The organism is Petralouisia sp. (assembly GCF_056822245.1).
The window spans coordinates 72,210-83,416 of record NZ_JBQIOP010000017.1; the positions used below are offsets into that span (position 1 = coordinate 72,210).

An 11,207-nucleotide genomic window follows, 5' to 3' on the forward strand; every position below is an offset into this window, starting at 1 on the left:
GTTGTACCGACAGACAGCCATATTTTCTATGGCGATCTTCAGAAGGGAAGATAACCTACCTGTCAATTCCAATAGAAATTATAGGGCTGTCCGGGTACATGGCATAGTGATTCCGGTTTTGAATGGAATGATTATAAGACTTATTACAGTTCCTCATAATTCATATGAAATTCAGGTTCTCTTTTTTCCAGAAAGGCAGAAATTCCCTCTCCGAAATTATACTGTGTATTATTGTGATACAACAGCTTTGCTTCAAACTCAAGACCTTCCTCCAACGTCAGCTCTAATCCTCCGTTTACGCAGCGTTTTGCCGCTGAAACAGCATTTACCGGATACCGTATGATTTGCTCCGCCAGTTCACAGGCCTTTTCCATCAGTTCATTTACCGCATAAATCTCCGATATCATGCCGCATTTTTGGGCTTCGTCAGCATTTATCTTTTCATTCAGCAGCAGCATACGCATCACGCATTGACGTCCAAGCACACGCGTTACCTGCTGGGTACATCCCCATCCAGGTATCCCTCCCAGAGATGTTGTAGGCAGCCCGTAAACAGAATTATCACTGCCTATGGCAATATCACAGGCGGTAATTACCGCAAGGGCTGCTCCCAAAGCGTATCCGTTCACCGCAGCAATATACGGTTTCGGGCTATTCATAATATTTCGGACTAATTTCATGCCCAGACGATTGTAGGAATCAATATTTTCATGTTCTTTGACAGCATATAATTTTTCAGCCTTCAAATCTCCTCCTGATGAAAAAGCCTGTTTTCCTGCTCCGGTTATAATAACGCAATATATGTCAGGATCATGATTGCACTGTTCAACTTTTTCGTTCATAATTTTCAGCATATCCATTGTGATACAGTTAATTTTCTTTTCATTATCAATTGTGATAATTCCGATATGATGATTTTTTTCACATCGAATTGTGCCCATAAAAACCTCCTCGCATACGATAAAACATTCAGAAACATGTACATAACAAAGACCATGTCAGGAAAACAACATGGTCCGGTATTTTTAAACAATTCTGCACTTTATAAAACAGCAAACTTTATATATAAACAATTTCATTAACTTCTTAACTTTTTAATCTCATCAATCATAGCAGGAAGAACCTGGAACAGATCACCAACCACTGCATAATCAGCAATGTCAAAAATAGGCGCGTCGGGGTCTCTGTTTACAGCAACGATTACATCCGCGCCGCCGATACCGGCTGCATGCTGAATAGCGCCGGAGATACCGCATGCAATGTAAAGTTTCGGGCCTACTGTTTTACCTGTCTGGCCTACCTGATGCGCATGGGCAATCCAGCCTGCATCTACAGCTGCACGGGATGCGCCGACTACGCCGCCCAGCAATTCTGCAAGCTCTTTGATAACGCCAAATCCTTCCGGACCGCCAACGCCGCGGCCGCCGGATACTATAATCTCAGCTTCCTCAAGATTAATTGCTTCGGCAACTTCTTTCACACGTTCCAGGAGTTTGGTTCTGATTTGAGACTCTTCTACATGGATATCTTCTCTGGTGATTTTTCCTTCCCTGCCTTCTGCAAGTTCTGGCCTCTTGAATACACCCGGACGTACCGTACCAAGCTGAGGACGGTTCTCCGGACAGAGTATCGTAGCCATCAGGTTCCCGCCAAAAGCAGGACGTGTCCAGGCCATGTTGCCGCCTTCTGCATCGTAACCAAGCTGTGTACAGTCAGCTGTCAGACCTGTATTCAGATCACATGCCATTTTCGGCCCCAGGTCACGGCCATTGTTGGTTGCTCCGATTAAGATTGTAGACGGTTTATATTTGTCTGCAAGAGTTTTCATGGCGATACTGTATGCATCTGTTGTATAATTGTAATATTCATCGCCCTCTACAAGAATAACTTCATCTGCGCCATACTCAATTGCCCTTTTAGCAGCCTCCTCTACCTGGCCTCCGATCACAACTGCAACAAGCTTTTCGCCCATCTCGTCTGCAAGCTGACGGCCTGGCCTCAAAAGTTCATAACCAACTGGTTTTGCAGCATTTTCTTCTGTCTCAACAAATACCCAAAGATTTTTATATTCTTCAAAACGCATGTCTAATATCCTCCTTACAGTACTTTTGCGTCAGCAAGCAGGCCGACAAGTTTGGCTGCGGAATCAGCAGCAGCTTCTTCAGCAATTTTGACACAGGACTTAGTTCTGACAGGTGTGAAAGTCTTTTTAACCTTAGTGGGAGATCCCTTCAGGCCGCAGCGTGTCAGATCGATTTTCGGCATGTCATTTGCTGTGATAACTGTAATTTCTTTCTTCCGGGACGCCATTTTGCTCTTAATGGTGGGATATCTCGGATCAAAAGCTGTCTTAACCACTGTGATCACTGCCGGTTTCTGAACGGAAATTCTGTCATATCCCTGATCGCTTTCTCTCTTAACAATGATAGAATCTCCTTCTACGCTGACCTCCGACGCATATGTAACCTGAGCAAGTCCCATATGGGCTGCAATTTCAGGGCCAACCTGGCCGGTATCGCCGTCAATGGCCTGTTTTCCGCCAAAAATAATATCGAACTTACCTTCTTTTTCTTCAATGGCCTCGATAGCGGAAGCGAGAATATAGCTGGTTGCCAGTGTATCGGAACCGCCGAACTGCCTGTCGCTGCAGAGATATGCCTTATCACCGCCCACTGCAAGACATTCTCTCAATGCATCCTTCGCCTGCTCCGGCCCCATACTCAATAATGTGATCTCTGTACCAGGGTTTGCATCTTTGATCCTGGCTGCAATTTCCAGAGCGTATGCGTCAAATGGATTAACAATACTGGGTACGCCTGCACGAATCAATGTATTCGTAACCGGATCAATCTTAATCTCTGTGGTGTCAGGTACCTGCTTCACACATACTAAGATTTTCAAAATAAATACCTCCTTCGTGTAAGTAAGCTTCGTTCATATTACGTATCTGTTATCGTATTATGAAACCGCTGAAAGCCACTATGAATATTTTATGCGGTTTCCCATATTATAATTGACGGATTCCTTAAGGACAAATGACTATATTATATGAATTTTATAAAATAATGATATAAGTCTCATTGTTTTCAGATATATAGTTTAACTGAAGAAAGGGGCTGCCGCATTAAGAAATTTTTTAAAGAAGAACCCCATCCTTAAATATCATAATTTCTTTATATCCATTTTCCTCATTTCTCGCTTTTTTCCTTCCGGAAGCAATGTCAAGAATCAGCTTCCATAATTCATCGCTGAGTTCTTCTATACTCCTGCCTTCCAGAAGTGTTCCCGCATTGAAATCAAACCAGTGCCTCTTTTTGTCAAATAAACTGGAATTGGACGCCAGTTTTACAGACGGAACAGATGTTCCTAAAGGATTCCCGCGTCCGGTCGTAAAAAGAAGAAGCTGTGCGCCGGATGCTACCAGATTTGTGATCGATACATTGTCGTTTCCCGGTCCATTCATCAGATTCAGCCCCTGCTTCCCGGCTTTCTGTCCATATTTCAACGTATCAGTTACCTGCGCATGTCCGCCTTTCTGAATACATCCCAGTGATTTTTCCTCCAGAGTTGTAATTCCGCCGGCCTTATTGCCCGGAGCCGGATTTTCATAAATCGGCTGTTCATAATTAATATAATACTGTTTAAAAGAATTGATCAGATCTACAACCTTCTCAAATGTCTCTTTGGTATCTGCACGGTTCATCAGAATCGTCTCCGCGCCAAACATCTCCGGAACTTCAGTCAAAATGGCTGTTCCGCCTTCTTTTGCCACACGGTCTGCAATCTGTCCGCACAATGGATTGGCTGTAACCCCGGACAGGGCATCGGAACCGCCGCACTTAAACCCGATCTTCAGCTTTGACGCCGGCACTTCTGTTCGTTTATCCTTTCTGGCTGTTAAAAGCAGCTCCGCGATCAGTTCTACTCCTCTCTCAATTTCATCCGTTTCCTCCTGGGCAACCAGAAACTTGACTCTGTTCTCATCAATATCACCCAGCACCGACCTGAACTCGTTCAAATTATTGTTTTCACATCCCAGACTGACAACCAGCACGCCGCCTGCATTGGGATGCTTAATAATACTTGCCAGAATCTTCTGTGTTGTTTTGTGATCTTCCCCCAACTGTGAACAGCCGGAATTATGCGGATATGCAAAAATTCCGTCACAGCTTTCACTGAATTTTTTTCCTGCGCGTTCCGCGATCATTCTCACAGTATGATTGACGCAGGATACCGTAGGAATGACCCAGATTTCATTGCGGATTCCCACTTCTCCATTATTTCTTATGTAGCCCAGGAACGTATCTTTTACCCGTTCTTTGTCTTCTGTGATTCCTGAGGTGGGCTCATACGTGTATTCCAGCATTCCATCCAGACTGGTCTGCATATTATGAGAATGTACCCATTCCCCCTTTTTCACCGCTTTTGTTGTATGTCCAATCACGTTTCCGTACTTGATCACTTCCGTTTCAGGCTCCATATCCTGAAGCGCTATCTTATGATTGACCGGAATGTCATTTTGTACCTGACAGCTGCTGCCTCCGACTGCGACTTCCATACCCGCTGTCAGTCCGTCGATTGCGATGGCAACATTGTCAAATTCATGTATCTGAATCAGTTGATGTTTATTCATGATTTTTATATGCTCCTTATCATTAATAGAATAATGTTACTAAACCTGTTGTAAGTACCGGAACGAATGTCATAAGACCGAGCACCAGTAAAAGCAGCAGATAAAACGGCACCGCTTCTTTGATAAAAGCTTTCAGTTTACATTTGGTAATTCCGCAGGTCACAAACATCAGCGTTCCCATAGGCGGAGAGATCGATCCGATGGAAATGTTGAAAATGAAAATCATACCGAACTGTATCGGATCTATGCCGTAGGAAGCAGCAATGGGCGCAAGCAGCGGTCCGAGTATGATATTAATTGCATTTCCCTCTACAAACATGCCTACAAGAATTAAGAATACATTGATGATAATCAGAAACAGATATTTATTGGAAATATGCGCTAACATAAAACCTGTCAGTGTCTGCGGAATCTGCTCTTTTGTAAAGATCCAGGACAGTGCGGAAGCCGCACCCACAATCAGCATAATGGACCCGGTTGTCAGAACTGTTTCTTTGATTCCGTCAAAAAAGTTTTTCAGCGTCAGTTCTTTATAACAAATTCCCAGCAGCAGAGAATAAATAATTGCGACTGCACCTGCCTCTGTAGGCGTAAAGATTCCGATACGGATTCCGCCGATAATAATAATCGGCAGACAAAGCGGTAAAAATGCTCCCTTTAAGGACTGAAACAGCTCTTTTCCTGATACTCGTTCTGTACGAAGCGGTTCATACCCCCTTTTCCTGGATACAAACCTGACCAGTACCATCAGCGCAATGCACAACAGCGCTCCTATGCCAATGCCTGATATAAACAGTTTTCCCACAGAAATATTGGTAACCGACGCATAAATGATCATGCCGATTCCCGGAGGAATCAAAGGAGTAATCATGGCAGATGTGGCTGTAACCACAGAAGAAAATTCTTTTGAAAATCCTTTTTTCTCCATTTCCGGCACCAGCATTTTTGCTTCCATGGCAGCATCTGCCAGATTGGAACCGGACAATCCTCCCATCAGTGTAGAAAGCAGGACATTCACCTGTGCAAGACCTCCGGTCATACGCCCGGTAATCACACTGCAGAAATCCATAATTCGACTTGTAACGCCGGAATAATTCATATAGACGCCTGCTGCCACAAAAAACGGCACGGCCAGAAGGGGAATACTCTCTGTTCCTGCCACCACACGCTGCGCAATAATCAGCGTCGCCACATTAGGATTCATTGCAAAATAAGTAACGCAGCCGGCCAGGATGGAAATAAACACCGGAACCTTTAAAAACAGACACAACAAAAGAACAATCAATGTCAGTAAAACTACATTCATCCTATTCCTCTCCTTTCTGTTCCGGATGGAACATTTTCATTACAAAATACATGGTGTTGCTGACGATCATCAAAGCACATCCGGCCGGAATTGCAATATACACATATTGGCTTGGAATATGCAGAATATTCGTTACTCTGTTGGTACGGATAAACTGGTTGACCAATGCCGCTCCGTTGAGCATGAGAAAAACAATCACACCTGTTGTCACTGCAAAAATCAAAATATCGAATATCTTCTGTACTTTTTCCGGAAAAAGATCCACAATCATATCAATCGCGATATGTCCTCCGCTTCGAAATGCCGCCGATGCTCCAAAATAAATGGTCCACGTAATCATCATCAGCTGAATCTCTTCCTCCCATATAATCGGATTATTTAAAAAATAACGAAAAATTACACCTGCGAACGTTACCAGAACCAGTACGATCAGGCTCAGCCCAGCGATCAGATAATCCAGATCCAGGAGCCTGATAAACATTTTTTTCATTTTCATTCTTACCACCTGTCTTTCAGAGTGATCAGGGACAAATGCCATATGCACTGTTCCTGATCACCATCTTCTATAATGACTTTACTGAATAATGGATTTCACAGTGTCAACCAGTCCCTCAGACCACATTGCCTGAATCTCCGGATCAGAATAAAAGCTCTCTGCCGCCGCCTTGAAGTCTTCTGTGCTCACTTCATTTACGGTAACCCCTGCATCTTTCATCTTTTGCAGACATTCTTCATCGGCTTTCTGGGCCAGTTCATTCTGATATTCGCCTGCCGCTTCACAGGATTCCATCAACCAGCCCTGCTGCTCTTCTGTCAGAGAATTGAAAACATCCGCACTGATACAGATGGAGGATAAATCTCTGATATGGCCGTCCAACATAAGATTTTTGGCCACTTCGTAGTATGCTCCGCTGTATAATACTGAGATCGGATTTTCCAGTCCGTCAATCGTTCCCTGCTGCAGCGAAGTATAGACATCTGACAGAGCCATGGGAGTTGGTGTGGCGCCCAGACATTCAAATCCTTTTACATGAATCGTTGTGTTCTGTGTCCGAATCTTCATACCCTGAATATCTGCAGGAGATGTAACCGGATTGACCGTCTCTGTATGGCGCACTCCATATCTCCAGTTGCTGGCGATAATCTTAATTCCGGCATTCTCCAACTGACCCATCTGTTCCCCGTACCAGTCGCTGGCTACCAGCTTATCCAGCTGTTCCCAGGATTCAAATAAATATGGTGCGTTCATAATGCCCAGATCTGCCGCTCCGCGGTCTGCATAAAACGGTCCGTTTCCAATACATGCTACTGTATCTCCGGCAAGTAATTGATCCATAAGATCGGACTTATTTCCCAACTGGCCGGAAGGATATACGTTCAACTTCATGGTGCCCCCACTTAATTCATCCAGCTTCTCTGCCCAGAACAGCGCCGCCTCCTGAACCGGATCACCCGGATTATTGTCATGTCCAAAGGAAATTTCAACCACTGCCGCTCCACTTTCCGGTACAGTCTCTTCCTCTGCTGTTTCCCCCGTCGTCTCTGGATTTTCTGCAGGAGCAGAGCCAGTCGAACCGCCACAGGCGGTAACTGCCACCGCACAGACCATTGCCAATATTGCTGCCAGACTTTTCTTTTTCATTTTTCTTCTCCTTTTAATTTAAATATTTTATATATACATCTTATATATCAGATGTAGTTTTTTTAATGATCGTACGTATCAGGAAGATAACTTCTTCCTGACAGACGACCTTTGTACATTTACCTTCTAAATTGATATGTAAAATTGCGCTAACCCTTATTATATTTAAATGCGTCCTGCTGAGAACTAATAATATGATTTCTTGTGGCTTCTTCTACCTGATCCGGGTCCCTTCTGAGAAATGCATCCACAATCGCAATATGTTCCTGAATGGAACATCCCATGTCTTCATTACAGCTTGAAGTACGGATACGGATTCTCTGACTGTGATCATTTACAATATTCAGTGCATCCTTTAGAAACTGATTCTTACAGTAGCTTAAAATTTTCGTATGCAGCTCATAATCCAGAGCCATATAATAATGACGATAATCCATCTCTGCCAGTTCAAAAGGGCTGTCCTCCAAACTATTTTTCATCTGACGAAGCCATTCTTCCGGCACTTCATGACAAACTTCTTTTGACAAATACGGCTCATTCAGAAGTCTGGCCTGATATACAGAATAAATCATCTCCACATTAATAGGAGATACTATCGTTCCCTTTCGTGCATAAATATAAACAAATCCTTCTTTGTTCAGTCTCTGCACCGCTTCCCGGATTGGCGTCCGACTGATATTCAATTCTTCCTGAAAACGTTCTTCCACAATATCGCTTAGAGGCGCCAGTTCACCTTGTATAATCTTGTTTTTAATCTCTCTGTATGCATAATCCGACTTACTATTCATCTGTTTTTCCCCTTAAATAAATTATATAACTGATATATCTGTTATCATAATAGTAACACATCCAACGAATAAAAACAAGTTTTTCCAATTTTAGCAGTTCATGGATTCCATTCTCTTCCTGATTTTTGTACATGCTTCATAAAAAATTCCCATATCTACGGAATAAGACAAATATCTGACTCCAGCATCACTCCACATTTTCAATGTCTCCAGACTGTCGGTAAAAGTCCCCACCAGAATATTTTTTTCTCTGGCCTTATCAACAATTTTTTTCATCTGCTGTACTACCAGAGGATGTGTCGTCTGCCCCGGCACCTCAAGGCTCTGGGACAAATCATATGGTCCTATAAACATGATATCTATCCCCTCCACTTCCATGATTTCATCCAGATTCCGGATCGCCTCCTGCCCTTCCAGCTGAACAATAACCAGAGCCTGATTAGCCGCAGAAAAATAATCTGTCCTATCCATTGCCGAATAATGTGCCGCTCTCACAAACCTGCATACGCCTCTCTCTCCCTGCGGATAAAACCTGGCCTCCCGCACGGCCGCTGCCGCTTCGCCTGCACTTGATACCTGCGGAACCTGAACGGCCGCTGCCCCCACATCCAGAGCTCTGGAAATCTCTTCATAACTGTTAACGCGAACCACCGGCAACAGTCCGGATACCTGCGCTGCACGAATGTTATTCTGCAGATGTTCCACACTAATTGGGCCATGTTCCATATCCAAAATTGCAAAATCCATACCGGCATAACCCGCTGATTCTACAAAACCCGGATCACAGGTTTTCATAAATGGTCCCAATACCCATCCATCTGCCAATTTTTCCCGAAAATCTTTGATTAATTCCAAATTCATTTTCCTTCTCCTCTATAAATATATTTTAAATATTTATCTGATATATTAGTTGTAACATATTATCCCATAAAATACAAGACCTTTTTCACAATAAATCAAAAAATAAACGCTTAAATCTCTTTGATAAAGCGCTATGTCCAAACAGCTTTATATATTGCCTTTCATTACACAGGAACCATCCCGGAGGTTCCGTAGACCGCAGCCTCCGGGATACATCATATGGCTTTTATTGATTTATATCTTGAAATATCAAGTGTAAACCAAGGTGGCTCTTGCATATCCTACGATTGTGACGACCGAATCTGCTCCGTTTGATGTTCCAAAAAATACCAGCATCAACCTTGTGTTCGCTTCCACCAGTCTGTTCGTCCTGATCTCGCCTCTCAGTAAAGTTCCAGCGGGCGTTGCATCAGTAATGGAAGGTGTTAGAGTAATCAACGTTTCTTCAATAGCTGAAAATATATCGCTATCCTCCTTGGCCTCGTAAAATTGTGCGCTTATCGTCATTTCAGGGTTAGTCTGAGCATACAAGTCATAGGTGGTGAAAAAAACAATCAAGCGATTAATTTCAATTTCAAAAGGAACTGAAAAGCAAAAACTGCTGGCATATCCGCCTATATCTGCCACATTCATCGTAGAGGTTAACGACGAGGAGCCCTGTCCGCTGGCACTAAAACCGACAAAAGCCGGCACACCTGAGATGCCATCCGTAATCGTTGTCATCGTAACAGGATTTACTGAATTAAAGAGGAACACTTTTTCTTCTGATGCTATACCTGCAGGGCCAGTTGGGCCGGTTGGGCCGGTCGCCCCAGTGGCTCCGGTTGCTCCATCTGCTCCGGTTGGACCTGTCGCCCCGGTAGCTCCATCTGCTCCGGTCGGGCCGGTCGCTCCGGTTGCCCCGATTGGACCTTCATCCCCCTGACACCCTTTAGGCCCTTGAGCTCCAACTGGACCAACTTCACCTTGAATGCCCTGAGGACCGGTTACACCCTGCGGCCCCATGGCTCCGATTGGACCGGTGGGACCTGTAGGACCTGGCATTCCTCTTTGACCCTGGGGACCAACATCTCCCTGGGGGCCGGCAGGACCCGCAGGGCCAATTGGACCGACAGGACCCGCAGGACCTATGTCTCCTTTGGGACCTTCACAGCCGGGGTCTCCTTTGGGACCTATTTCTCCACGAACCCCCTGAATACCCTGAATACCCTGTGGGCCTGCGTAGCCTCTCGGTCCGTCGCAGCCTCTCGGTCCTGTATTTCCGGTGGGTCCCACCGGTCCTGTATTTCCTCTGGGCCCCCTTGCACCTGGAACGCCTGGAATACCCTGTGGGCCAATCGGACCTGGTTCTCCCCGATCGCCTTTAGGACCGGGGCAACCCATATCCCCTTTAATACCTTGAGGACCTGCCGGTCCCTGATCGCCTTTAGGTCCCATAGGACCGCGGAGACTGCACGAGGGCTGTTCCTGATTCTGATTACAGTAACATGAATTATTTTGATTCATAAAAACACTTCCTTTTTAGAAAATATAATGAAAAATACCTTTTTCACTATATACATTATGCATTGCCCAAAAATTTGCCATATTTTGTCAAAACGTAAAAAATTATAGTGTATTGAAATACCATAAATTCCATAAGAATCCCTTATGGTTTATTCCATTAAAAAAGCCACAGCATTATACTGTGGCTAAAAAATGACAACAAAACCTGAGATCTATTGTGCCTCTTTTGATGCTTGACATTTATGTAAAGAAAACCCGCAAACACTGATGTTTACGGGTTTTTTCTAACTCCCCGAGTTGGGCTCGAACCAACAACCCCGCGGTTAACAGCCGCGTGCTCTACCATTGAGCTATCGAGGATTATATGATGTTTTCATATACCTTCAAAAATCCATACAGCCAGACAATCCATCCACCTTCTTCTTCCTGGTCAAGCCCTCGACCGATTAGTGACAGTCAGCTCCATCCATC

At 44.3% G+C, this 11,207-nt stretch carries 10 protein-coding genes and 1 tRNA gene; all 11 read right to left on the reverse strand.

What is annotated here, in order from left to right:
- Positions 1-143 precede the first annotated feature (143 nt).
- On the reverse strand, positions 144-941 hold the full coding sequence (locus ACTO17_RS08675; RefSeq protein WP_482557646.1) for an enoyl-CoA hydratase/isomerase family protein: 798 nt from the start codon (positions 939-941) through the stop codon (positions 144-146).
- A 137-nt stretch (positions 942-1,078) separates the two neighbouring features.
- Complete coding sequence (locus tag ACTO17_RS08680) at positions 1,079-2,083, reverse strand: electron transfer flavoprotein subunit alpha/FixB family protein (protein WP_482557647.1); 1,005 nt, start codon at positions 2,081-2,083, stop codon at positions 1,079-1,081.
- 14 nt (positions 2,084-2,097) lie between these two features.
- Entirely contained in the window at positions 2,098-2,901 is an 804-nt protein-coding gene (locus tag ACTO17_RS08685; RefSeq protein WP_172539483.1) for an electron transfer flavoprotein subunit beta/FixA family protein, read from the reverse strand.
- Between the two features lie 235 nt (positions 2,902-3,136).
- On the reverse strand, positions 3,137-4,633 hold the full coding sequence (locus ACTO17_RS08690) for a UxaA family hydrolase (RefSeq protein WP_482557648.1): 1,497 nt from the start codon (positions 4,631-4,633) through the stop codon (positions 3,137-3,139).
- A gap of 22 nt (positions 4,634-4,655) precedes the next feature.
- Complete coding sequence (locus tag ACTO17_RS08695) at positions 4,656-5,939, reverse strand: TRAP transporter large permease (RefSeq protein WP_172538983.1); 1,284 nt, start codon at positions 5,937-5,939, stop codon at positions 4,656-4,658.
- Between the two features lies 1 nt (position 5,940).
- Positions 5,941-6,435, reverse strand: a complete 495-nt coding sequence (locus ACTO17_RS08700; RefSeq protein ID WP_482557649.1) for a TRAP transporter small permease — start codon at positions 6,433-6,435, stop codon at positions 5,941-5,943.
- A gap of 78 nt (positions 6,436-6,513) precedes the next feature.
- A complete protein-coding gene (locus tag ACTO17_RS08705; RefSeq protein ID WP_482557650.1) occupies positions 6,514-7,581 on the reverse strand; it encodes a C4-dicarboxylate TRAP transporter substrate-binding protein in 1,068 nt (355 codons plus the stop codon).
- A 149-nt stretch (positions 7,582-7,730) separates the two neighbouring features.
- Positions 7,731-8,369 carry a GntR family transcriptional regulator gene (locus tag ACTO17_RS08710; protein ID WP_172538980.1) on the reverse strand — a complete coding sequence of 213 codons (639 nt, stop codon included), beginning with the start codon at positions 8,367-8,369 and terminating at the stop codon, positions 7,731-7,733.
- 90 nt (positions 8,370-8,459) lie between these two features.
- Positions 8,460-9,230, reverse strand: coding sequence for an HpcH/HpaI aldolase family protein (locus ACTO17_RS08715; RefSeq protein WP_482557651.1), 771 nt, complete (start codon positions 9,228-9,230; stop codon positions 8,460-8,462).
- Between the two features lie 249 nt (positions 9,231-9,479).
- Positions 9,480-10,235: a hypothetical protein gene (locus ACTO17_RS08720; protein WP_482557652.1), complete on the reverse strand. Its 756-nt coding sequence runs from the start codon at positions 10,233-10,235 to the stop codon at positions 9,480-9,482.
- Positions 10,236-11,024: 789 nt separating this feature from the next.
- Positions 11,025-11,096: transfer RNA gene (locus tag ACTO17_RS08725), tRNA-Asn, on the reverse strand.
- Between the last annotated feature and the right edge of the window lie 111 nt (positions 11,097-11,207).

Coding starts and splice junctions, on each gene's coding strand:
- ACTO17_RS08690 (WP_482557648.1), bottom strand. CDS start 4,633: ATGAATAAACATCAACTGATTCAGATACATGAATTTGACAATGTTGCC.
- ACTO17_RS08715 (WP_482557651.1), bottom strand. CDS start 9,230: ATGAATTTGGAATTAATCAAAGATTTTCGGGAAAAATTGGCAGATGGA.
- ACTO17_RS08705 (WP_482557650.1), bottom strand. CDS start 7,581: ATGAAAAAGAAAAGTCTGGCAGCAATATTGGCAATGGTCTGTGCGGTG.
- ACTO17_RS08675 (WP_482557646.1), bottom strand. CDS start 941: ATGGGCACAATTCGATGTGAAAAAAATCATCATATCGGAATTATCACA.
- ACTO17_RS08710 (WP_172538980.1), bottom strand. CDS start 8,369: ATGAATAGTAAGTCGGATTATGCATACAGAGAGATTAAAAACAAGATT.
- ACTO17_RS08680 (WP_482557647.1), bottom strand. CDS start 2,083: ATGCGTTTTGAAGAATATAAAAATCTTTGGGTATTTGTTGAGACAGAA.
- ACTO17_RS08695 (WP_172538983.1), bottom strand. CDS start 5,939: ATGAATGTAGTTTTACTGACATTGATTGTTCTTTTGTTGTGTCTGTTT.
- ACTO17_RS08720 (WP_482557652.1), bottom strand. CDS start 10,235: ATGGGGCCGCAGGGTGTAACCGGTCCTCAGGGCATTCAAGGTGAAGTT.
- ACTO17_RS08700 (WP_482557649.1), bottom strand. CDS start 6,435: ATGAAAATGAAAAAAATGTTTATCAGGCTCCTGGATCTGGATTATCTG.